The organism is Streptomyces sp. NPDC002845 (genome assembly GCF_053591955.1).
Genome location: NZ_JBSFUU010000046.1, coordinates 1 through 22,393 on the forward strand (window position 1 = coordinate 1; position 22,393 = coordinate 22,393).

Annotated in this window: 25 protein-coding genes; 3 read left to right on the top strand and 22 right to left on the bottom strand. The window is 69.7% G+C overall.

Annotation, left to right across the window (positions count from 1 at the left end):
- The coding region (locus tag ACWD3C_RS29160; protein ID WP_451149055.1) for a pyridoxal-phosphate dependent enzyme at positions 1-370 on the top strand (370 nt) is incomplete at its 5' end.
- 328 nt (positions 371-698) lie between these two features.
- Complete coding sequence (locus tag ACWD3C_RS29165; protein ID WP_451149057.1) at positions 699-905, top strand: N-acetyltransferase family protein; 207 nt, start codon at positions 699-701, stop codon at positions 903-905.
- 14 nt (positions 906-919) lie between these two features.
- Here ACWD3C_RS29165 and ACWD3C_RS29170 read toward each other — a convergent pair whose 3' ends face one another.
- From ACWD3C_RS29170 to ACWD3C_RS29220, 11 genes are all read right to left on the bottom strand, one after another.
- Positions 920-1,429: a hypothetical protein gene (locus tag ACWD3C_RS29170; RefSeq protein ID WP_451149059.1), complete on the bottom strand. Its 510-nt coding sequence runs from the start codon at positions 1,427-1,429 to the stop codon at positions 920-922.
- Positions 1,429-2,208 carry an aldo/keto reductase gene (locus tag ACWD3C_RS29175; protein ID WP_451149061.1) on the bottom strand — a complete coding sequence of 260 codons (780 nt, stop codon included), beginning with the start codon at positions 2,206-2,208 and terminating at the stop codon, positions 1,429-1,431. Before ACWD3C_RS29175 ends, ACWD3C_RS29170 begins: the two co-directional genes overlap by 1 nt.
- Positions 2,205-2,804, bottom strand: a complete 600-nt coding sequence (locus ACWD3C_RS29180) for an AAA family ATPase (RefSeq protein ID WP_451149063.1) — start codon at positions 2,802-2,804, stop codon at positions 2,205-2,207. The genes ACWD3C_RS29175 and ACWD3C_RS29180 overlap by 4 nt, the downstream gene beginning before the upstream one ends.
- Positions 2,798-3,400 (bottom strand): 3'-5' exonuclease, encoded by a 603-nt coding sequence (locus ACWD3C_RS29185; protein ID WP_451149065.1) that lies wholly within the window; start codon positions 3,398-3,400, stop codon positions 2,798-2,800. Before ACWD3C_RS29185 ends, ACWD3C_RS29180 begins: the two co-directional genes overlap by 7 nt.
- Positions 3,397-4,590, bottom strand: coding sequence for a radical SAM protein (locus ACWD3C_RS29190; RefSeq protein ID WP_451149067.1), 1,194 nt, complete (start codon positions 4,588-4,590; stop codon positions 3,397-3,399). Before ACWD3C_RS29190 ends, ACWD3C_RS29185 begins: the two co-directional genes overlap by 4 nt.
- 25 nt (positions 4,591-4,615) lie before the next feature.
- Positions 4,616-5,662, bottom strand: coding sequence for a nucleoside-diphosphate kinase (locus ACWD3C_RS29195; protein ID WP_451149069.1), 1,047 nt, complete (start codon positions 5,660-5,662; stop codon positions 4,616-4,618).
- Positions 5,659-6,684, bottom strand: coding sequence for a thymidylate synthase (locus ACWD3C_RS29200; RefSeq protein ID WP_451149070.1), 1,026 nt, complete (start codon positions 6,682-6,684; stop codon positions 5,659-5,661). Before ACWD3C_RS29200 ends, ACWD3C_RS29195 begins: the two co-directional genes overlap by 4 nt.
- 268 nt (positions 6,685-6,952) lie before the next feature.
- The gene (locus tag ACWD3C_RS29205) at positions 6,953-7,150 is read right to left on the bottom strand and encodes a DUF5999 family protein (RefSeq protein ID WP_451149072.1); all 198 of its coding nucleotides are present in this window, start codon (positions 7,148-7,150) and stop codon (positions 6,953-6,955) included.
- Positions 7,151-7,272: 122 nt separating this feature from the next.
- A complete protein-coding gene (locus tag ACWD3C_RS29210) occupies positions 7,273-7,809 on the bottom strand; it encodes a hypothetical protein (RefSeq protein ID WP_451149074.1) in 537 nt (178 codons plus the stop codon).
- 172 nt (positions 7,810-7,981) lie between these two features.
- On the bottom strand, positions 7,982-8,197 hold the full coding sequence (locus ACWD3C_RS29215; RefSeq protein ID WP_451149076.1) for a hypothetical protein: 216 nt from the start codon (positions 8,195-8,197) through the stop codon (positions 7,982-7,984).
- A gap of 141 nt (positions 8,198-8,338) precedes the next feature.
- Positions 8,339-9,565: a helix-turn-helix domain-containing protein gene (locus tag ACWD3C_RS29220; RefSeq protein ID WP_451149078.1), complete on the bottom strand. Its 1,227-nt coding sequence runs from the start codon at positions 9,563-9,565 to the stop codon at positions 8,339-8,341.
- 172 nt (positions 9,566-9,737) lie between these two features.
- Between ACWD3C_RS29220 and ACWD3C_RS29225 the strand changes: the two genes are divergently transcribed.
- Complete coding sequence (locus tag ACWD3C_RS29225) at positions 9,738-10,367, top strand: HAD-IA family hydrolase (RefSeq protein ID WP_451149080.1); 630 nt, start codon at positions 9,738-9,740, stop codon at positions 10,365-10,367.
- Here ACWD3C_RS29225 and ACWD3C_RS29230 read toward each other — a convergent pair.
- The 11 genes from ACWD3C_RS29230 to ACWD3C_RS29280 all read right to left on the bottom strand — a co-directional run bounded on the left by ACWD3C_RS29230 (position 10,331) and on the right by ACWD3C_RS29280 (position 22,390).
- Positions 10,331-12,391 (bottom strand): DUF2637 domain-containing protein, encoded by a 2,061-nt coding sequence (locus ACWD3C_RS29230; RefSeq protein WP_451149082.1) that lies wholly within the window; start codon positions 12,389-12,391, stop codon positions 10,331-10,333. The genes ACWD3C_RS29225 and ACWD3C_RS29230 overlap by 37 nt on opposite strands.
- On the bottom strand, positions 12,388-15,804 hold the full coding sequence (locus ACWD3C_RS29235; RefSeq protein WP_451149084.1) for a LysM peptidoglycan-binding domain-containing protein: 3,417 nt from the start codon (positions 15,802-15,804) through the stop codon (positions 12,388-12,390). The genes ACWD3C_RS29230 and ACWD3C_RS29235 overlap by 4 nt, the downstream gene beginning before the upstream one ends.
- Before the next feature lie 4 nt (positions 15,805-15,808).
- The gene (locus ACWD3C_RS29240) at positions 15,809-16,252 is read right to left on the bottom strand and encodes a pilus assembly protein TadG-related protein (RefSeq protein WP_451149086.1); all 444 of its coding nucleotides are present in this window, start codon (positions 16,250-16,252) and stop codon (positions 15,809-15,811) included.
- Positions 16,249-16,701: a pilus assembly protein gene (locus tag ACWD3C_RS29245; RefSeq protein WP_451149088.1), complete on the bottom strand. Its 453-nt coding sequence runs from the start codon at positions 16,699-16,701 to the stop codon at positions 16,249-16,251. Before ACWD3C_RS29245 ends, ACWD3C_RS29240 begins: the two co-directional genes overlap by 4 nt.
- Positions 16,698-17,114 (bottom strand): TadE/TadG family type IV pilus assembly protein, encoded by a 417-nt coding sequence (locus ACWD3C_RS29250; protein ID WP_451149090.1) that lies wholly within the window; start codon positions 17,112-17,114, stop codon positions 16,698-16,700. The genes ACWD3C_RS29245 and ACWD3C_RS29250 overlap by 4 nt, the downstream gene beginning before the upstream one ends.
- Positions 17,115-17,116: 2 nt before the next feature.
- The gene (locus ACWD3C_RS29255) at positions 17,117-17,323 is read right to left on the bottom strand and encodes a hypothetical protein (RefSeq protein ID WP_451149092.1); all 207 of its coding nucleotides are present in this window, start codon (positions 17,321-17,323) and stop codon (positions 17,117-17,119) included.
- A gap of 56 nt (positions 17,324-17,379) precedes the next feature.
- Entirely contained in the window at positions 17,380-18,279 is a 900-nt protein-coding gene (locus ACWD3C_RS29260) for a type II secretion system F family protein (protein WP_451149094.1), read from the bottom strand.
- Positions 18,276-19,187: a type II secretion system F family protein gene (locus ACWD3C_RS29265; RefSeq protein ID WP_451149096.1), complete on the bottom strand. Its 912-nt coding sequence runs from the start codon at positions 19,185-19,187 to the stop codon at positions 18,276-18,278. The genes ACWD3C_RS29260 and ACWD3C_RS29265 overlap by 4 nt, the downstream gene beginning before the upstream one ends.
- The gene (locus ACWD3C_RS29270) at positions 19,184-20,545 is read right to left on the bottom strand and encodes a CpaF family protein (protein ID WP_451149098.1); all 1,362 of its coding nucleotides are present in this window, start codon (positions 20,543-20,545) and stop codon (positions 19,184-19,186) included. The genes ACWD3C_RS29265 and ACWD3C_RS29270 overlap by 4 nt, the downstream gene beginning before the upstream one ends.
- A 238-nt stretch (positions 20,546-20,783) precedes the next feature.
- Complete coding sequence (locus ACWD3C_RS29275; RefSeq protein ID WP_451149100.1) at positions 20,784-21,680, bottom strand: hypothetical protein; 897 nt, start codon at positions 21,678-21,680, stop codon at positions 20,784-20,786.
- Between the two features lie 2 nt (positions 21,681-21,682).
- Positions 21,683-22,390 (bottom strand): SAF domain-containing protein, encoded by a 708-nt coding sequence (locus tag ACWD3C_RS29280; RefSeq protein ID WP_451149102.1) that lies wholly within the window; start codon positions 22,388-22,390, stop codon positions 21,683-21,685.
- Between the last annotated feature and the right edge of the window lie 3 nt (positions 22,391-22,393).

Genomic DNA, 22,393 nt, shown 5'->3' on the forward strand with positions numbered 1-22,393 from the left:
CCAGCCGCTGGGCGCACCGGCGATGACACACTCGTGGCGCCAGCGGCGTGTCGTCACCACCGACTCGACCAACACCATCGCTGACGGCGTCGCCGGCCGGCGTCCCATCCCGGCCGTCCTGGACGACCTCCTCCTGGTCGCCGACGACGCCGTCCTGGTCCAGGAGCCGTCGATCACCGCCGGTATGCGGATGCTCCTCGACCACGCCGGCCTCGTCGTCGAACCTTCGGCCGCGCTCGGCATCGCGGCGATCCTCGAAGACCGCGACCGCTTCGCCGGCCGACACGTTGTCACCATCGTGTGCGGCAGCAACGTCGACGTAGACGCCTACCACCGCTGGGTCGGCACAGCTCCCATCCACAGGTCTTGACAATTGCTCCACAGGGGTCGGCGGAAGTCCGGTCGCTGCACGAGGCGTTGGCTCTGCCTGAAAGGGGCGGCTGTGAAGATCGAGGCAGCAGCGGAGGCGGACATCAACGTCCTGTCGCGGATGCTGGGTGAGGTCGAGGCGTACTACGGAGGCGAGAACATTCCCGGCGACCCGGAGCAGATCCGGGCCGCCCTTCTCGGCCCGCGTCCTGTGGCCACTGTCTTGATCGCGCGTGACGATGACGGCGAGGCACTCGGATTCGCTTCCTACAGCCGACTGCGGCCCGCTGCGGGCGCTGACGTCTCCCCTCTACCTCAAGGAACTGTTCGTGAGGGAGCAGTACCGTCGGCGCGGAGTCGGCACCCAACTGTTGGACACCGTCCAGGCCGCCGCCGCGGCGGGCTGCTCGCGCCTGGAGTGGACTGCCGACGCAGACAACCCCGCTGCCCTTGCCTTCTACGCGACCCGGGGAGCTCAGCAGAACAGCGGCAAGATCATCTATCGGACGGAGGTGCCCGCCCAAGTGCCGCAGTGACGCGCCCCAGATTCCTATGAGGTGAGGTCCGCTGGGATACCGGCGCGTACGACGCCTGCTTCGATGCTGGCTGTCTCTCCGGTGGCGAGGGCCTGTAGCCCCACCAGGATCCGAAGTCGCGCCTTCGGCCACACCCGGTCGATGAGCTGCGAGGTCGGCATGACGCGCACGGTGGCGCGGGGGTCGCGATAGGCCAGCGCTGCGACGGCCTCGCGAGTCATCGGCGCGGCGGCTAGCACATGCGTGACGACCTTCCTGCGCCGCATCTGCACCCAGTCCACGGCAACGCGACGCAGCAGCGGCGGCCCGTCCGGGGCGCCGGACAGGACACGTTGGGCGGCTTGCTCCAGCGTCTGCCCGCCGTACACCCCGCCCACGGGCAGCATGAGTATGCCGCGCAGGTCGGCGACGGCGAGGCAATCGGCTCCGACCGGCACCAGAAGAGCAACGCCGACCACCGGCGGCCGCCAGTTCTCGCAGGCGGCGCGACTGCGTTGGGTGAGTATCGCGGCCGTGGCTGGCATCAGGCCGGGCGGCCTTGCGCTGCGGCCACGATCTCGTCGAGATGACGGGGCTGACTGGTGCTGGGGATGGGCGCAATGTGGGGGCCATGATCGAGGAGCCAGTGCAGTGGCGCGAGCGGCCCGTTCCCACGAGCCAAGTTGCCGGCGCCGAGCGGCCTGTACGCCACGTAGGGGATGTTGAGTTCCTGGCAGAGCTCCACGGCCGGGTCGTAGCTGTCGGTGGAGTTGAGGACGTTCTGCACCGCGGCGATAGCCAGGTCCTTGCCCACCCGGCGGATGTCCTCGGGCGTCACCTTCGACAAGCCGATGTGCCCGACCTTGCCCTCGTCTTGCAGAGACTGCATGACGGCGATCTGGTCGTCGAGCGAGACTTCGGGATCGATGCGGTGCAAGTAGCACAGCTCCAGCCGGTCGGCCTTCAGGCGGCGCAGGCTCGCCTCGACGCTTGACCGCAGGTAGAAGGGGCTGCCGAGGGGTACCCACTGACCCGGGGCGGGGCGCAGCAGGCCGACCTTCGTGGCGATCAGCACGTGTTCCGGGTACGGGTAGAGGGCCTCGCGGATCAGGTCCTCGACGGTGTGGGGGCCGTACGCGTCGGCGGTGTCGATGTGACTGATGCCGTGGGTGTGCACGGCCTGGCGGAGGACGCCGAGCGCGGTGTCGCGGTCCGTGGGGTCGCCCCAGGTGCCGGGGCCGGTCAGGCGCATGGTGCCGAAGCCGAGCCGGGACACGGTCTTTCCGGCGATGGTGATGGTGCCTGCGGGCGGTGCGGGCGTCATACGAGGGCCTCCTTCAGGCACAGCTGGACAGCGACGTCGACCGCGTGGGCCTGGCTGTCGGGGTCGCTGGTGACGCGCCTGTGGACAATGTCGTCCTCGTCCAGGAGGCGGTGCACGTGCTGGTCGACGAGGCGGCGGTAGCGGGCGTCGTAGTCGTGGCTGGTGTCGACGGGCATGTCCTCGTCGAGCACGGTCGCGAACAGCAGGTCGTACTTGGGCAGCTGGGTGGAGGCGAGCACGCGCAGGCGTTCGCGTTCCAGGCGAGGCGGGGCTTCGTTCCGGTACTCCAGCGCGGCGTGGAAGTAGGCGATGGCGTCGTGGGCGGCCCGGTCGACGAGGACGACTTCAGCGCCTTGGGCGGCCGCGCCGATCGCGTCGGCGATGCCCTGCGTGATGATCCACTCGGTGGACTGCGCGGTGTGGTGCTGCATCTTCGGCAGGCCGGCTGCGGCGGCGCGCTTGGCGAGTCGGCCGGTGCGCGCCACGGTGACGCAGTGGCCGCGCAGCTCCATCTCTATGCGCTTGCAGAGCGTCGTCTTGCTGGTGGAGTGGGTGCCGAGCACGCCAATGCGGATGGGCTGGACGGGAGTCACCACAGGGTGGGGTCCTTGTCTGGTTCGGGGGCGCCGGGCAGGCCGGGCGGCACGGCCGCGGCGACCAGCTGGTCCCAGGTCTCACAGCGGGCGGCCATGGCGATGAGGAGCTGCGCCGTGGCGAAGGCGTCGAACGTGGCCCGGTGCCGCTGTGCGGGGGCCTCGCTCAGGTCGGGCTGCACGTGCTCGATGAGGGCGTCCAGGCTGTAGCGGCCCAGGCCCGGGAACGTGGCCCTGGCCAGGCGGAGGGTGTCCAACACCCCGGCGGGCTTCCATGTCGGCAGATGGGCTGTCATCACCCGGTAGTCGGTGTGCGCGTTGTGCGCGCAGATCCACGCCGTGCTGAGGAAGCCGTGCACCTCCTGCGCGATCTCCGCCCACGCGGGCTTGTTGGCCAGGTCTTGGTTGGACAGGCCGTGCACCTTCGTCGCGTAGGGCGTGATGGGGCGGTTCGGGCGGGTCAGCCACGCCCTCGCGGTGCTCTTGTCGGGACGGCCGTCCCGGATGGGCAGCGCGGCGACCTCGACGAGATCAGGCGGGTTGGTTCCGTTGCCTTCGACGTCGACGACGAGCAGCGCGGGCCAAGAGGCGAAGTTCATGGGGTGTGGGGTCCGTTCTCCGCCTCCCAGCCGATGGGGGCCCGGCCGTGCTGGCGGTAGAGGTGGGGCTTGGTGCGGTCGTGGCACTGGTAGCCGAACCCGTGCTGAAGGAAGTAGCGGGGCGGCTCATCCAGTCCCTCCACGACGATGGCACGGTCGTTGACCTCAACGTCGCCGACCGCCCCCAGGGCTCGTGCCTCGTGGGTGACCTCTTCCAGATCGGGTTTGGACCACGCCTGTGCGCACAGGGCGACCTGCGCGGGCGGGCAGATGTCGCACAACTCCCGCACCCCGTAGTGGCCGTTGTAGTCGGCCTCCCCGTGGGCGTAGGCGACCGCGCAGCTCGTCTTGCGGAACAGCGTCCCCCACGGTGCTCCTCGGGGGAGCTGCGCTGAGTCGAAGGCGTCCAGGATTCGCTGCTCCGACTGTTCCGGCATGATCTTCCGCCGGGCTGTGTCCTCGTAGGGCATCGGCAGGCCGAGCTCTTGGTAGTAGGCGGCGATCTCGTCCCGGAAGAACAGGCCTGTGAACACGGTGGCGTGGGCGTGCAGGGACAGTTCCCGGGCCCGCTCGATGTGCCCGGCGGAGTCGTTGAGGCCCGGCACGATCGGCCGCCAGTAAAGGACCACCCGGTAGCGCTCGGCGTGCTCGTAGAGCATGCACAAGCTGTTGGCGGCGATGGCGGAGTTCACCGGCTCGATGGCCGGGCTGTCTATGCCGGAGTGGGTGACGAGGATCGTCAGCCGCAGGTTCTTGAAGGAGTTGAGGACGGCGCAGTCCTCGGCGCTCACCCGCCACCGGGTGATGACCAGGACGTGGTTGGTCAGGCCCTGCTCGTCGAGCTGCCGCAGCACCGAGAAGACGTGCGGCTTGACCAACGGAAGCATCGGGTCGGTAGCACGGTTCAGGAGCTGGATCGGTGTCTTGTGGGGCCGGAAGTACGGGTGGTTGACGAGCTGGGCGACCGCGTCCTCGTCGCTCATCAGCCGCCTCGGGGTCTTCATGGCGAAGTTGTCGAACAGGTGACGGACGCAGTAGCCGCACTCCAGCGGACAACCGACGATGTGGTTCAGCGACAGGCCCGACTTGCGGTACTCGATCACCTCGGCGAGATCGGGCCTGAGTTCACTGATCTGCTCGGGGGTCAGGAGCGGCAGTAGGCGACGGCGAGCCATGGTGGGAGCAGTCACGGGATCCTCCAGGGGCTGGGGGTGGTCAGCGGTCGGCGTGCGTGGGCTGGAGCGGCACGCCGGACGGGGAGGTGAGCAGCAGACGGCGGGCGGCGCCGAACCAGGTACCGAAGTCGCGGCGGGCGGCGTCCGGGTCGTCCGAGGTGTGGACGAGGTTGTGCACGAGGCGCTTCTGCGCGAGGGCGGCTTCAAGGCTGTCGTTGCCGTAGTCACAGCGGATCGTGCCGGCGACCGCCCGGGGCGGGTCGAAGTGCCCGATGAGCTGGCGCAGTCGGGCGTGGATGCCCGGCTCGCCGTACGCGAGGGCGACCGTGACCGGCTTGCCCGCGTACGCGTCGTCCAGGCAAGCGGGGATGTCCCGGTCAGGGAACCAGTCGGCGTCTACGAGGAGGTCCCAGTAGTGCACGTGGGCCTGCCACGGCTGCACGGTGACGTCGATGCGGTTGGTGACGGTGACGCTGGCGGTGGCGATCCGCGTGAGTACGGCGTCCACCAGGCCGCGTTCCACCGCGTCCGGCTTGCACAGGATCACCGAGCACCGGTCGAAATCGGAGACGTGCAGGTGACGGCCGGGCCCGTACCAAGTGCCGTACTCCCGGCGTGCCCCGGGCGGATCGTCGCTGGTGTGCACGAGGTTGCGTACGAGGCGCCTCTCGGCCTGGGCAACGGCGAGGCTGTCGTCACCGAGGTCGCCGCGGATCGTGCCGGGCACCGCCCGGGTCGGATCGGTGTGGCCGATGAGTTGGCGCAGCCGGGCGTGCACACCGGGTTCGCCGTGCGCCAGGGCGACGGTGACCTTCTGGCCCGCGTACGCGGCGTCAATGTAGGAGGGCAGATCGCGCAGGCGGTGGCGGCCGGTGTCGGCGAGCATGTCCCGGTAGACGACGTGCGCTTGCCACGGCTGGGCGACCAGGTCCATGCGGTCCGAGACTGCGATGCCCGCGTCGGAGATCATCCCCAGGATTCGGTTGACCAGGCCGCGCGCCACGGCGTCCGGCTTGCACAGGATCACCGCCCAGCGATCGAAGTCGACGCCCTCCACCACGGCGCCGCTCTTCGGCTTCCCGGTCACTGGGCATCTCCGGCCGTAGCAGCTGTGCAGGCCGGCCACTTGCGTTCCATGAGCCAGCGCAGGCCCGGGTCGAGCGCGGCCAGGAGATCCGGGTCGACGGCCGTGGTCTGGTCGTGCTGAATCTGCCGGTACAGCTCGAACAGCATCACCACCTGCTGCCAGTACGGCTCAAGGCTCAGGCCCTGGATGTGTTCGGCGTTGTAGCGGATCTGGTTCGTGCGCAGTGCCTCTTCGTGCTCCAGGACGTGCGTGATGGTCGCCGCGGTGGTGCTCTCCGGCATCGCGGGGAACAGGAACGTCGTCGGGGCCGGGCGCCGGCTGGCCTCATCAAGGACTCGGCGGACACGGTCCGCGTTGCAGTCGTTGACGTGTGCCGAGCCGATGAAGTGCGTATACGTGCCGAGTTTCAGGCCGAGCTGGATGGCCGCGTACTCCTGGATCATCGTGAACGAGAACACGTCGGACAGAAGACCACAGTCGAGATCGTTCGCCCGCATGTTGCACACCATGTGCAGCCGCCCGCCGCGTGGCAGCAGATGAAGGCCGGCCAGGCACGCCACGTCCGGATTGGCGCGGTCGGCCAGCTCCTTCGCCGAGAACACGGGCAGGTAGCCGCGCTTGCTGTCGGTCTCGTTCAGCAGCAGCCCCACTACCTGGTCGTACGGCGACAACTTGTCGCCCTCGGCCGCATTGAAGAGGGTGTAGCCGTACGCGGACCCGCCGAGGTGGACCCCGTCGGCCGAGCTGTTACGCATGGACGGGGCGTAGTAGACAATCATCTCCAGGTCACGGCGGCCGGCGAGGTACCAGAGCGACTCGGCGAACTGGAAGACCGGATTGACCTTGCGTTCGGCCAGATAGGGCAGACGCTGCCGCGGGTCGGGAAGCCGGAAACCCACGCCGATCACCTCGCGGCCGGCGTTGCCGCGCGCATCGATGTGGTGCTCGTTCTCCTTGCTCGCGAGATGCAGCAGGGCGAGCCAGGCGCCTTCGACGCTGCGGTATGTCGGGGCAGTCAGCAAAGCATTTCTCCAGTTCGGGGCGGAAGGGGTGGAGAGCCCAGCGCGGGGACGTTCCGACGTGCCCTACGAGGAGGGGAGGCACGTTGGCCAGGCATCCCCACGCCGGAGGATTGCGCCGTCCGACGGCCCGGGCTTTGGCAGCAGCCGGACCCGCCGGACGGACATCTACGCCGTGGCGGTCGCCGCGAGTTCACCAAAGTTGACGGGGGTACAGCCGTGCAGGGACACGACGTCGCGAGCGTGGAACGGGCACGGGTCCGGGGCCCGTTCATGCGGTCACGCCTGCGGGGGAAGGTCGGTGCGGCGGAACGATCCGGCCGTCGGGCAGGAGTTCGCCGGTGTCGTCGAAGTGAACGACGCCGTTACACAGCAGCGCCCAGCCCTGTTCGTCATGCCGGACGACGACCGCAGCCGCGTCATGGTCGGCGGCGTCAGCAGCGGGGCAGAAGGGTGCGTGCCGACACATGTGGCTCGTCCTCTCTTGCTCGCCTCTTCGGTCGTGCACAGGTTGAGCGAGCGACGATGGTGCACTAGCGGTGGGCGGCATCAGGTGGGTTCCTTCGGGACAGGCGGGACGACGGGCAGCGGTCATTGGGGCGATGACGCCGTGGCGAGGGGACGGGGGCGCACATGGGCGACGAAGCTGAAGTGATCGAGCAGCCAGTGCAGGGTCTGCTCGTACGGCTCGTCAGCGAGCGACACGGCCGATCGGTCAATGGTCACCACCCCCTGGGCGAAGCCGCCTCGGAGGGCCTTCAGGACTCGTCGCCACTCTTCACGCGCCCAGGGCCGGGAGTTGCCCGGCTCGTCGACGAGTCGGTCGATGACGCACCAGTCCCGTTCCCGGGCGTAAGCCTCCGCGAGCTCCAAAGCGGCGGCAGGGTCGTCCCCAGCGGGGACAACCGCGTAGACCACCACCTGGTAGCGAGCGCCTTCCCGGCGGACCGCCGCATCCATTGCCGCACGGCGCAGCCTGCCGAGACGGGCTTGGTGGTTCTTGGGAACGCACAGAGGTTCGTGCGGCCCTGCGTCGCCGCAGGCACGAGACGGCTCGCGTGGCCACTCGATGACGGAGATGCTGTCGACGAAGACGGTGATCTGCTGCGCCAGGCTGGTTGTGGTCATCTCGGCTGTCCCCCGTCATCCGGCTGGGAGATCGAGGCGACCAGCGCCGCGCGTCGACTGCTCGGGGGGCGGCGCATGAGGGGCACGGTCGGCGGGGCAGGGAGGGGTGCCGCGGCTGCATCGGCGAGCGTGAGGCGCCTGACACGGTCGTCTGCCGTACGGTGCGGGGCGGTCATGACGCCGCCTCCGCCGCCGGGGCCGAGTTGGCAGACCGGTGTTTGTAGAGGATCGCGCCGATTTCCTCGTAGAAGGCTTCCATCTGCTCGGCCGGGAGCACGAGCGCGACGTCTTCGACGGGCTCGGAGCCTCGTATCAGGGCGAGCGGTACGGCGATCCTGCCGGCCTGCGTGAGGTGTACCGGTCGACCCTCCGCGCGCTCGACTCGCATTGCGGGTAAGGACGCAGCGGAGGACTCATCCGGGCGGTGACCCTTCGTCATGACGCAACAACGTAGGGCCATTTACCAAGATCACCCCTGAATCCGAATCAGGGCTGACTGGAGTTCAGGGGCGAAGCTCGGCGTTCAGGGTCAGGCTGCGATTCCGATGTGGGTGGCCACTGAACGCAAGTCGTCCCGGAACAAGGGCTTCTCACGCTTGAGGAGATCCGTGACCGCTTCCCTGACCAGTGGGGAGAACATGATCTCTTCCGGCGACTGCTCCTTGAGCTTGCTCAACACGTGCACCGTGGCGTAGTCGTCGCGCTGAATCCGGTTGCAGTTCATGACCTCGATCAAGTACCGCGTGCGGCGCTCCAGCGGCAAGTTCGGGTCGATCTCGACGGTGTCGGCCAGGCGCAGGGCCTCGCCCGCGTTGCCCTCCTCGGCGGTCAGGTGCACCTCGTGCATGGCCACGTTCGCCGGACCGAAGCACGCGTGCCAGTCGTTTCGATCTCCGCCCACTCGCTGGGCTGCGGCCTTCGCACCGCGGTACAAGTCCCAGGCGACGGGCCCTTTCGTCGCGCGGACGGCAGCGACGGCCGCCTGTAGGTGCAGGGCCCCGTACGCCGACCAGTGCTCGGTTGAGGAGTCATCGGTCGGGGCGTAGTTCGCGATTGTCTGGCGCGCGAGCTCCACACTGTCGTGCACCTCACCGGCGGACGTGAGGACGCAGGAGAGGTTCCAGGCGGCGGCCGCCATGAGGGCCGGGTCTCCGGTGCTGTCGGCGAGCGACAGGCCGCGGTCGGCGGCGATACGGGCGAGAGTCGGCTCACCGACACGGCGCAGCCAGATCTGGTGGAGGCCGTAGAGGCTGATGAGCTGACGCAGCGCCACCTGCTCCTCGTCACCCCTGGCGTCGCGGAGGGCCGCGTGGCCCTGGCGGAGAAGCTGGGGCAGGCGGGCACCCACATGCTGATACCGGTCCACGGCCTGCATCTCGTAGATCTTCCACGCGTCGTCGACGGACGCAGTGAAGTCCTGAACGCTCACCGGTCCCACAGTGCTGGGCAGGAGCGACGAGGGCAGCGACAGAGCGCTCCGGATCTCAGGAACGTGCTCGTGCTCCGTGTCCAGGCCGGTGCTGACGCCCGAGAGGAAACCGCAGCCCATCAGGTCTTCGAGGTCACAGCGAAGCACCCGCCTGAGATCAAGGAGCAGCGAGAGTTTGTCGATCGGGATCTGCTCGTGCTCTACCTTGTAGACCCAGTTCTCCGAGCGGCCGATCAACTCCCCGAGGTGCCTTTGCGACATGCCACGGCGCTCACGGTAGTACTTGACCCTCTGTCCGGTTGTGAACAACTCTCTTGTCTTTAACATGGATTGACCTGTTCTCCGCGGTGGGGTTGGGCACTCACAAGCAGCGTAGGCCCGTTGGCGCCCGGAAGGGGGATACTGGCTGTCTCTCCCCCTGCGGGAGGGCACACAAAGGTCCCCGCCGAACCCGGTGGGGGACCGCCGTACGACGCGCGTCTCGCAAGGAGTGTCCCCCTTGTCCTCCTCCTACCGCGGCCTGATCCTCGACTTCGGCGGAGTCCTCACCACACAGATGCGGCTCAACGGCCAGGCCTTCGAACGCTCCGAAGGACTCACGCCGGGCACCTACTTCCACGCCCTCGAAGAGAACCCCGAGGGCGTACGCGTGTACTCCGCCCTCGAAGTCGGCAAGGCCACCCAGGAGGACTGGAACAAGGTCATCGGCGGAATCCTCGGTGTCGACCCCACTGACCTCATGCGTCGGGCCCTGGCCAACCTTCGGCCTGAGCCGGCCATCGTGGCGGCCGTCGACCGGGCGCGTGCAGCGGGGGTGAAGGTGGCGATGCTCTCGAACAGCTTCGGCCTGGAGCCCTACAACCCATACGAGGCGCTCGGCATGTGGCAGGACGCGTTCGACGCGGTGATCCTGTCCGAACTGGAAGGCGTGCGGAAGCCGTCGCCTGCCATCTACCAGCGAGCGCTGACCGCGCTGGGACTGACCGGACCGGAGTGCGTGTTCGTCGACGATCACATTCAGAACCTTCCGCCGGCAGAAGCGCTCGGGATTCGCACCATCCACCACACGACAGATCCCGAGGCCACCGCGGCTCAGCTCGACGCGCTGCTGGTGCGCGCGGCCGCCTGAGCCGGGTGTGTGGTTGCGGTGTGGTGGGTGAGCGTTTGCCAGCGGCGTTCGAAGTCGGGGAGGTGTTTTGCTAGGTCTGGTGTGCGGAGGGGTTTGTTGTATTGGGCTGTGATGCCGCGTTGGGCGAGGTCTTCGATGATCTGGTCGAGTGGCGGGGTGAGTGTGGTGGCTCGGTGCTGGGCCCAGGTGGTGTAGATGCGGAATTTGTGGAAGTAGCGGGCGAGTGCTTTGGGTTTGACCGGCTGGCTTTTTGGATCGAGGATTCCTCGTCTGGCGAGGTGGGCCGAGAGTTCGGTGCCGTCTGGTTCTTTTCCGTGTTGTTGCTGGAAGTCGTGCCAGGCCAGGTAGTAGTGGTCGACTGGGGTCAGTTGGCGAGCCTGGGGTGTTTCGTGGTTTTGATGGCTTGTTAGGTCTGGGGTGTGGGGGTGTGGTTCTTCATGCGGGCGGGGTTCGGGGCTCTGCTCGGTGGGGGGAATGTGCGCGGAGGCAGTGGGTGGGGTGGTGTGCTCATGTTCGCGGGCTGTGCAAGTGTCGTGTTGCTGTATGAAGCCGTCGTGGTGTTTTTCTGGTTTCTCGGTGGGCTGTGGCTGTTCTTCATTGGTGACGGGTTGGGTGATCACTGTCGATTTATCGGATATGCCGATGCCCGCGAGATAGTTGTTGTGTGTGGGTGTCTGGCGTGCTGTTTGCTGTGGCGGGGTGGTCGGCTGCAAGGGGCCGCTGTGGGATGGGTCCGCTGGGGTTGTCGTGGTCGTTTGCGGTTCGGTCGTCGTGGGGGTGTGGGGCCGGGGCCGTTCGCCTGGTGAGGCAGGGTCTTCCTTTCCCGGCGAGAGAGCGGCGGCGTTACGCGCTATGGAGGGGTGCTCGTCCGGCTGGTGTGCACGGTCTTCGTGGCTCTGGTCGTGCTGTTCTTGCGGGTCGGAGCGGGCGTGGCCGGTTTCGTGGAGGAGGGTCTGCTGGTGAGGATCGGTGAAGTGTGCGTTCGCCTCCTGTGGGGGGTTCTGCCTGTGCTGTGGCTGGTCGGGGATTCGGGGGGTGGAAGGAAGACGTTGCTCGCTGTGAAGTGCTGTGGCGCCTGATGTTCCCGGGGCGGATGACTGTGTCCGCGCTGCTGTGATGCCTGCTGTTCCGAGATGGTCCGCAGGTGCGTCAGCTACGGGTTGGTTGGTGGCGGGGTCTGGCGCGGGCGCAGAAGCTTGCAGGGCCGGTTCGATGCCCGCCGCTGCCAGACCCGCTGGGGCCGTCTCCGCCAGCGGGACCCCGTACTTGGCCAGGCGCAGGGGCATGAGGGACTCGACCGGGGCCTTGCGGCGCCAGGCGCGGCCGTAGCGGGAGCGGAGGCCGGCCTGGTAGACGAGACGTTCCTGCTCCAGCTTGATGACCTGGTCGTAGGAGCGGAGTTCCCAGAGTCTCATGCGGCGCCACAGCAGGAACGTGGGGACCGGGGACAGGAGCCAGCGGGTGAGGCGGACGCCTTCCATGTGCTTGTCGGCCGTGATGTCGGCGATGCGGCCGGTCGCGTGGCGGGCGGCCTCGACCGCGACCACGAACAGGATGGGGATGACGGCGTGCATGCCGACGCCGAGGGGGTCCGGCCAGGCCGCCGCGCCGTTGAACGCGATCGTTGCCGCCGTCAGCAGCCAGGCCGTCTGGCGGAGGAGGGGGAAGGGGATCCTGATCCAGGTCAGGAGCAGGTCCAGGGCCAGCAGGACGCAGATGCCCGCGTCGATGCCGATCGGGAAGACGTAACTGAAGTCCCCGAAGCCCTTTTTGAGGGCGAGTTCACGGACGGCCGCGTACGACCCCGCGAAGCCGATACCGGCGATGACGACGGCACCGGTGACGACCACGCCGATGAGCCGGCGTTGCCTGCCGGTCAGGACGGAGGCGCCGTCGTGGCGGTGTGGGACGGATTCCGCGGCGGCTGGTGCCACAGTGGTATGCGGCGGGCGAACTGCGGAGGTGGCCGCCGTGAACTGATGCGTGATCCGGTGGCCGGATGATGTGGTCTGAAAGCTGCTCATGGGCTCTGCCGGTGTCCCAGGTCGGTTCTGCCGAGTAGGTCGTGGATGAGCTGTTCGGTCTCCGGCTCCGGGGAGCAGTCCATGCAGGCGTTGACCTGCTGAAGGCGCGTGATGGCGGCGTACAGGCCGGATCGGCTGCCGGCCGCGTGCTCGATGCGCATCCAGTCCCGGTACAGCAGCTCGGAGGTGTCGTCGACGTCGAGTCCGGTCGCGATGGCCTGCCGGGCCGCGGAGAGGTCGTGCAGGGGACCGGCGGGGGTGCGGTAGGTGGCGACAGTGTGGGCGACGTCGATGATCCGGATGATCATTTCCTGCTGGTAGGGCACGGCCCACGGCAGCGGTCGGGTCCCGAACGGTCGGCCCCGCACCAGGCCGAGGGCTCGCTCCAGGTCGGACAGCCCGGCCGGGCCTTGCGGCAGGGCACGCTCGGCGAGCCGGGTGAACCGGGTCCAGTCGCACTGGACGCTGTCGGACAGCATGTACGGGTCGTCGCCGGTGCGACGGCGCGGAACGTACGCGTTGCCGGCCGGATCATTACCCAGAGCGCTGCGCAGCCCTCGCAGCCGGGCGTTGAGGGTGCTCGAACTCCACGGGGCGAGCGGGTCCATGTCGGTGCACAGCGCATCGGCGGAGCGACCGGGCCGGAAGTAGAGCAAAGCGGCGAGCTGCGCGATCCGGGGGCCGTGACCTGAGGCGACCACGCCGTCCACCTCGACCGGGCCCAGGACACGGATCTCCGGGGCATGCAGGTCGTGTACCTCCGGCTCCTCTGCACCCTCGCCGTTCTCCGGCTCCGGGAGTTGGACGTCCGGTTCCTCCTCTGTGGGGGCAACGGCGAGCGCCTGGTCCTCGTCGGGATTGTCCTGCCCGTGAGGCGGCGCGGAGGGCAGGAGGCGGAGCCCGGCCGGGTCTGCGGAGGCGGCCAGCAGGGCCGGGAACACATCGCTGTCGTCGTCGCTGTCGCTGGTGTGCACCGTCACCGTCGCGACCGTTGCGCCGGAGGAGTCGTTGGCGGCAAATGTGTCGGTGCCGGTGACGTGGTCATCGGGCTCTGCCACAGCCGGCGGGGACGTCATCTCGGGCTCGTCCGGAATCTCCTCCCACGGCCCCTCGGCCGGTGCGGCGGGCTGCCCGGACACGGCGAGCGCCGTGGCGATCTGCTGGTACGCGGCGTGCCCAAGACGCTGCACCGTGATCTCGGTGCCGGCGTAGTCGAGTTGCTGCGGCTCGTCGAGCTCGGCGTTGAGGAGCTCGGCATCGGGAAAGTGCGCGGCGGCCGCGGCCGCCGGGGCGACCAGCGTGACCGGAATCCGGGCCTTGTCGATGACATCGGCGAACTGCCACGCCGTGTCCCCATCGAGAGAGGCGGCGCACAGCAGCAGATAGGGATGGTGGCTGGTCTCCGGCATCTGGTGCACCTCCAGCAGACGCTCGGAGAGATCCCGCAGGGCGTGCACGGCCTCTCGCATGTGCATGATCCGAGAGGTCGGCAGCAGCCGCGGCAGGTCCTCACCGAACCCGACGGCGACGACCTCGACCACGCCGCCCCACGGGCTCATCCCGATCTCCACCGCGAGCGACGTGCACACTTCTGCGATGCGTGTCGGATCGCCGTCGAGCAACAGCGCGGGCAACTGGGCCAAGTTCACCAGCAGGAGGTCACCGTCCTCGGTGCTTCCCAGGGTCACCAGCCCCGGATACGGTGCCAGCACCTCACGGGCGGCCTCCTCGTCCAGGAACTCGGCGTCCCCCGGCAGCACCCACCAACCAGCGCGGCCCGCCGTGAACGGCACCGGCGGCTCCAACTCGAGGTCCTCGGGCAGAACCTCCAGCGACCGGGCCCCGATCCGTGCGGACCGCAGCCCGGGCAGGCCGGCTTCGTCCTCCAGTTGGTAGGCCATCGTCCGCAGGGCCACATCCAGTCGGGCCGACCCGTTGGGCTCGGCGGCGGCCGCCAACTGCGCCTCGGCCGACGAGGTCTCCGAGGCGATCGCGATCGTCTCACCGGGCTTGCGGCGACGGCGCTGCAGCATGCGGCGCGTGGCGAGCGCACCGGTCACGGCCGCTGCCAGCAACGCACCGGCGCCCAGCACCATCCGCAGCTGCAGCACTTGACCCGCGGGCGACGATGCGGGTCTCTCGGACGCCGGCGTCGTGGGCGTGTCCGATATCGACGGCTCGCCCGATTCGGGTGCGGACGGCGCGCTGTTGCCGGTCGAAGGTCCGGTGGGCGTGGCACCCTGGCCATGCCCGGGCTGCTCGGCCGGACGGCTCGACTCGCTGGGAGCAGGAGTCTCCGTTCCCGAGGTGGCGGACTGACTGGGAGCCGTCGGCTCGCCAACTTCTGTGTCGGCATCCGGCTCCCGCTCGGTGTCGTCCGGAGCTGGGGGAGTGGAGCGCTTGGCCCCGGAGCCGTCCTCTGTGTCCTCGCGGGGAAGCTCGGGTCGCTCGGATGCCGCCGTGGGCATGGTGACCTGCTGACCCGGGTAGATCATGTTCGGGTCCGTGATCTTCGGCAGGCCGTCTGGCTGCGCCGTGCCCCGGCTGGCCTCGAACAACTGCGGCCACTTACTGCCGTCATGGAGCTCCTCGGCCGCGATCTCCGAAAGGGAGTCGCCGGGCTCCACGGTGACCACATCGCCGTCCCCACCCTCGTCGGGAGCGTCGTGCGTGCTGGAGGCGAGTTGAGTGCGGATGCCCGTCTCGGGTGCCTCACTGTTCACCTCGGCGTGTGCGGGCACGCGCAGGGTCGTGCCCTGCGGAATCACCGTGGCCGTGGTGGGCACTTCGGGGTTGAGGCGCTGCAGTTCGGTGTAGCGAGTGCCGTCCCCCAGCAGCTGCTCGGCCAGTTCCCACCAGGTGGTGTCCTCCGCCCCCACGGTGAACTCCCGGACGTTCCCGGTCGGCGCCGTCCTCTCTGCGGCCGCGGTTGGGGCGGGGGTGCTCTGGGGGCTGCTCGTCGCGTGGTCGGTCGCTGGCGTGTGGGGCGCGGTGGCGGCGACCGCTGGGGTGGCGGCGCTGGCCGCGGCAGCGGGGGAGGCCAGCAGGATGCTGCCCAGCAGGAACCCGGCCAGACGCTGTCCGGTCGCCATGCCCGGAAGCCGCGGTGTCGTACGCCGGGCCATGACGGCGACGACCTCGATCAGGACGGGGATCACCAGCCACAGCCACGCGATCCACGCCGCCACGGTCATTGTGGTCAGCAGCCCCGAGCCGTCATCGTCCGGGCTCAGCAGCACCTTGCGCGACTCGTCGAGCGTCGGCACCGTCGCGGGCAGCGTGCCGACGGCCAGCAGCAGCGCGGGCACGCCGACGACCAGAGCGGCCAGCGCGACGAGCGCGAACAGGCCACGCACGACCGCCCGTGGCCAGGAGCGGTCCTGGCGGCGCACGGGCGTGGGGGAGTGGGGCATGGGGTCAGCCTCCGGGCTGGTGAAGCAACGTGGCAGTGCCGTGTCCCGTCACGGACATCTCACCGACGCCGATCAGGGACGCGAAGTAGGGGTGGTAGGCGTCGCGCACGGTCACCGTGAGGCTCTGCCCGTCCTCGGCGATGACGACGTCACCGTCGACGCCCTCGCGGCTGAGGAAAGCGCGGGCGGCGGCTTGGGCGGCGTCCGGGTCGACCACGATCGCCTCACCGGTGATGGCCTGGCCCGGATCGATCTGCTGGGCACCGGCCCGCGCAGCCTCCTGCGCGACGTAGTCGGCATCCGACATCCGGTCCAGGGCCAGCCCGCCATCGATGACAAGGCCGATGATGAGGAACGCGATCAGCACGGTGCCCGCGTAGAACAGTTCCATGCCGCCCCGGTCCGGGCAGCTGGAGTGGATACGAAGTCGTCGACGCCACCTGGTCATGTGCCGTCCCGTGTTGCCCAGGTGTCCACGACGGAGGTCTTGGTGCTGGTGAGCGTTTTGGACCCGGCGACGCCGGGCAGCGCCAGTTCGCTCAGCGGTGCGGTGCACGACACGGTGGCCGTCACACTGGTGGCTTGCCCGACCGGCGCGGCGAGACCGCTGGTGTCCAACTGGACGCTGATGTCGGCGCAGTGGATGCCGGAGTTGGCCAAACTGGTCTGCGCGGCCTGGCGGGCGTCTGCCTCGCCGGAGGCCGGGTCGACGGCCAGCGACGCGGTGCGCGCGGCGTCCCGCGCGGCAGCGTCGGTGGCGCCCTCGGCCAGAGCCACCCGCCCGCAGGCGATCGTCAAGCCGATCAGCATCAGCGCCACGGGCACGAAGATGGCCGTGGTCAAGGCGACGCTGCCGCGGTCACGGTCCAACCGGCCGGGCCACACGTGGCGGCTCATGGGCGGAACTTCTCGACGGGGGCCTGGACGCTCTGGCTGACGTGCCCGCTCCATCCCGGCACCAGGTTGATCACGTTGCCTTCCACAGAGACGCTGACGGTCTCGCCGTTGTCACTGACGTGTACGGCTGCGCCGGTCAGGGAGCTGCCCATCCGGGCCAGGAAGTCGGCGGCGGCCGCTGCTCCCGCGCCAGGGGCTGCGTCGTAGGCCCGTTGTGCGTCCACGGCCTGCTGGGCAGCGTGGTGTGCCACTGACCGGCCGTGGAACCAGATGCCGCCCTGAATCAGGGTGAACACCATCAGGAACGCGAGGGGGACGGCCATTGACAGGTCCAGGGCTGTGGCGCCGCGGTCCTCCCGCCACCACCGTCGGCCTGTCAGGTGCCGCCATGGTCGTATGTGTGTCGCTGGCATGTTCAGAAGCCCAGTATCTGCGCTGTCTTCTCGCCGATCTTGGTGTTGGCTGCGGCGTACACGACGCCGACCATCGTGCCCCCGGCGACCAGGATCAGGGCCCAGTCGGTGGCCGAGGCGCCACGGTCTTTCACCTGGGCGCGGAGCACGGCACTGTGCCGGCGCAGCGCGTCCAGCATGCGGGAGAAGCGGGTGCGTACGGTGTGCATGGGTTTCCTCCACAGGGGTTCACGGCGCCGACCTGGCGGCACCCGTGGGGTGGCGGTCAGAACGAAATGACGCGCACGAGGGCCGGCGCGAGAAGGAAGATGGCCATCAGGAAGACGATCGCCAGCGAGGGCACGTGCATCTTCTCGGTGGCCTCGTTCGCCTTCTCCTTGCGGTCTGCCAGCAGACCCCGGCGGACGACCTCGGCCTGGGCCTCCAACTGGTCGTAGACGGCAGCCTGTTCCTCGCCCGCGAGACTCAGGCTGGCGGACAGGCGGGCGAGGTCGGGCACGCCGAGCTCGGTGCCGAGCCGGCCGAGAGCATCCCAGGGGCTGACTCCGGCCAGGCGGGCGTGCTCGACGGTGTCCCGGATCCGGACTGCGGCGTGTCCGTCGCCTGACTCCACGGCGCGGGCGAGTGCCTCGGCCGCGCCGGCGTCGGAGTTTCGGGCCAGGGCGACGCGCTCCAGGACGGAGGCGATGTAGTAGCGGTACTCAAGGCGTGCGTCGGTGGCTTTGCCGCGGACGTCGTCCAGGCACTTGAACACCATGAACAGTGCGACGCCCACCCCGGCGGCCGCCGGGATGACGAATGGCAGCGTCAGCCCGCCCAACCGCAGCAGGAACATGATCCACTGCGGGATGAGGAACCCGCCCAGCGCGTAAAGGGCGCAGCGGCCCAGCAGCGAGGCGGGGGCCATCTCCAGCAGGTTCAGGTCCCGGGCGGGCAGCCGGGTCACGAACGCGTCGGTTTCCATCAGCCGGGCACCGACCCGGTCCGCCCACTGCGCGGACCCCTTCGCCGCCGTGGTGGCGGACGTGGTGCGCGGGGCCGGGGCGTGGGTGCGGCGCAGGACCTGATCGAGTGGGGTCCGCTTGGGCAGCAGGCTGCGCACCGCGAGCGTGCCGCCGAGTGCGCTCAGCCCGCCCAGCAGCATGCCGGGGACGGACAGGCTCATGCCGTCTCACTCTCCTTCGCACGTTCCTCGGCGGTGAGCAGGGTGCGCGGCTCTTCCTCCATCGCGGCCATCTGGCGCAGCCACAGCAGCGAGGCGACGAACAGCACGCCCAGCACCAGCAGTCCGAGCTGGCCGAGCGGGGTGGCGAACGGTTCGGAGTAGGAGCCGTTGACGAGGATCACGGCGACCACGGTGATCGCGAACAGGGACACCCTTCGGGCTTCGGAGCGGGCCTTGGCGCGCTCGGCGTCAATGTCGCGCAGATCTGCGGCCTGCCGGGCGACCAGGGCGGCCTGCGCGGACAGGGCGCGAGCCAGTCCGGGGCCGCGGCTGGTGACGTGATCCATGAACAGCTGGGCGATGTCGTCGCCGATGCGGCTGGCGAGGTCGTCGGCCAGGCCTCGGTACGCCCACCGCGCCGACATTCCGGAAGCCAGCCGGTCGGCGAGCCTGCCAACTGGTCGCTGCAACAGTGCCGGAACGGTGTCCAGATCCACGATCGTGGCCTCCAGCGGCTTGCCGCCGGCCCGCACACTGGCGAGCTGCTGCAGCCACTCCGCGAGCGCCTCCAGCCGGGCCACCTCCGTACGGCCGGAACCGCCCGGGTACAGCACGAACGGCAGCCCGGCCACCGCCGTGAACGCGAGCAGGCCGTGCACCGGCCATCCCGTGAGCGCCCACATCAGCGTGCCCGCGCCTGCGGCCCCGGCCAGCAGCAGCCGGTAGTTGTCCCGCCAGCCGGGCGGCAGTTCCTCAGCTGCCCGCCGCAGCCTGCCCCGCACGCGGCCGGGCCGGAAGCCGCGCGAGGCGGGCTGCCAGCCGCGCAGTACGGCGACGATCCCGGTCAGGCTCAGGGTCACCACTGCGCCGGCGAGCATGCCGAGCGCGGACAGGTAGGACGAGGTCACGCGGCACCTCCCGCCTGGCGCAGCGGCCGCCATTGACCGTTCGGGTAGGTGATCAGCCAGCGCCGGTCGAAGCCCTTGCGTTCCAGCTTGCGCATCCGGCGCTCGTTCATCGGCGTACGGGTGGGCATAGCGCGCGCCTCGCCCGCGTCCTCGCGCGGCGCGAAGATCTGCGACAACGCGACGCCTCCGCCTTCGCTGCGGCCGGCCGTCTCCCATACGTGGGAGACGAACCGGTGCACCTGGCCGCCCAGGTCGGTTTCGTCGATCGCGTCCACGTACACGATCAGGTCGACGGCGGCGGCGATGAGCCGGTAGGAGGCCTGGTCGCTGAGCCCGGCCCGGGCCAGCGGCACCATCAGCCGGTCGACCACGGCCTCGGGGTCCTTGGCGTGCAGGGTGCACATCGAGCCCGAACCGCCTGCGATCATCGCCTCCAGCATGGCTACGGCCTCATCGCCGCGGACCTCGCCGACCATGACCCGGGTGGCCTTGTAGCGCAGCGAGACGGGTACCAGGTCGGCGAGCGTGACCTGCCCGGTGGCGTCCCTCTCGCCGTTGCCCTGCCGGGTGCGGAAGGCCAGCACGTGCGCGTGCCGGTCCGGGTCGTCCAAGTTCAGCCGCAGCTCCGGCTCGCTCTCCAGCGTCGCCAACCGTTCATGAGCGGGGACTTCCCGGCCCAGTGCCCGCATCAGTGTCGTCTTCCCGGTCGCCATATCCCCCGCGATAATGATCGACAGGCCAGCCTTCACCGCAGCCGACAGGAACGAGGCGACGATCGTGTCGACGGCGCCCCACTCCACCAGGTCCGCGAGGGTGGCCCGTTCCAGCACATGGCGGCGGATCGCGATCGTCACGTCGTCGGTCAGCAGCGTGGCCGCCACGCGCGAGCCGTCCGGCAGGTCGAACTCCACCTTGCCGGTGGCGTACGACAGCAGCCGCTCGCCGTGCCCGGAGGCCGCGGCCATCTGGTTGACCCACTCGACGGCCTGCGCCTTGCTGGAGAACGGGGAGCGGACCCGTTCGCGCGGCTTGCCGTGGGAGTCGATGTACATCCACTCGCCGTCGACCAGGACGTCCTCCACGCCCGGCCGGTCAAGGACCCGCTGCAGCGCACCTGCCAGGAAGATCAGGTTGAAGACCTCGGTGCGCAGCCGCTCCAGTTCCCCGCCCGGCAGCGGCGGATTCGTCAGCGACCACGCCTGCGCCCACTCCGCGACTCTGCTGCGCACCCGGGCGCGGACAGCCTCCTCCAGGTCCTTCTCGCCGAGCGGCGATCCGGCCTGGCGCCGGTCCTTCTTGACCTGGTCGACGTCGTCAGCGACCTGCTGCCGCAGTTTCGTGATCTCCCCCCAGGGCACGGGAAGCGCCCCGGGCAAGGCGGCAGCCGTGGCAGTGTCGGCAGGTCCTGCCCCCGGCGGCACCGGCGCCGGGGAGGGGGGAGCTGAAGGAGCCGGGATCGGTGCCGGCACCGGGGCAGGCGCCGGAGGGGGAGGAGGTTCGGGTGGCGCGGGTGGACGGGTAGCGGCGTGCTCGGCCCACAGGCCCCCCAACCGGGTGGCCACGTTCTGTCCGTTGGCGCCGCCCGTGCCGCGCCGGTCAGCCATGACGCACCCCCCGCTGCCCGAGCTGAGCGACGATCCGCTCCACTGCCGGGTTGGCCGCCTGGACCTGCCGCATCTGCAGGTGCAGCCGCCGCCGGTCGGCGTGCTCGCGCAGCGGCACCATGGTGTCCCGCGCGGCGCGCATCAGGCGTGAGCGCGTGACCCCGCGCGGCATGCGTCCGCCGGTGCGCAGGTAGGCGGCGGCCGTCTCGTCCCACGGCAGGGTGGCCAGCACCGGTGCCTCCAAGGCCCGTGAGACCTCGTCGGGCCGGTAGCCCTCGCCGAGCACGAGCAGCCCCAGGGCACGGGCACCGGCTCCCTGCGCGGCGAGGTCGATCTGCAGGGCCCGCACCATCGGGTAGGCGAGTGCCTGGGACTCCTCGGTCATGCGGACCACCAGCAGCACCAGGTCGGCTTCGCGCAGCACGGGTGCGGGGGTGAGGACCGGGTGCAGGCGGCCGCCCTCGAGGACCATCCGCCCGCCGTCGACCAGGACGTCCCAGCCCAGCTGCTGGTCTGTCAGCTGCAGTACGTTCAGCAGCGTCGGCCAGGTCGACGTCAGGGAGGCGGCCTGCCGGGGATCGATCAGCCCAGGCAGCGCGACCCGGTAGTCGCTGTCGTCCATCGGCCACAATTGCCACGCGACCTGCGGAGTGAAGTCCTGCTCGGCGCTGGTGCGTTCCCAGTCAGCCTGCGGCAACCGGTGCAGTCCGATGTGCCCGTCCAGACGCTGCTCACCGCGTGTCACGTCGCGCAGCAGCCCGTGGCGCAGGGTCCCGCCGGCCATGTCGAGCTCGGCGAGCAGCACCGGCCTGCGGCTGGCCAGGGCCAGGGCCGCCGCCGCTGTGGTCACGCCGTCCGACTTCGCGGACACCAAAGCGATCAGAGCCATGGTCAGCTCCCGCTCTGGCGGGGCTGCCGTACGAGAGCGATCTGCTTGGCCGCGGCCTTCGTCGCCAGCAGGGGACCGTCCGCAGGCGCCACCACCAGGTTGACGACCAGTGCGCCGGTCGAGTCCGGAGTGCCGACCGACTTCACCGTTGCCGCGATCGTCTCCGGCGCCTCGCTCCCCGTGGACCCGGACCCCGTGGATCCTGTGTCCCCTCCCTGGGCGGGAAGGACGACGGCGGCCACCTTGTCGCCCGGCCGCAGCTCCTCGCGTGGCACGAAGCCCCGCTTGAGTTCCACCCCGACCACCTGCTCGCTGTCCCCCAGTCCACCGCGCGCGCTCAGCTGCGAGCGGGTCAGCAGCTCGCCGGGGTGCAGGTCAACTGCTGCACGCTGGCCCACGACCGAGGCCCGCTGGCTGGCGGGGATCGGGGACAGGCCGGGATCGTCCGCGAACGACACGACCTTCACGTCCTGCACGGTGACCGTCTGACCGACCGGGACATCCCGCGCGACGGCAAGGACATCGACGCGGTCCCCGGCCCGCGCCACGACGACCGCACCACCGAGCGCACCGATCAGCGTCACCAGCACCAGCAGAACCGGCGTCGACCACGTGCGGCCTGATCGTTTCTTCGTGCCGGTGCTGACTGCCAGCTCGGGCTGCCGCTGTGCATCGTGACGCGGCGCAAATGAGGTCTTGGTGGTGTCCATCGG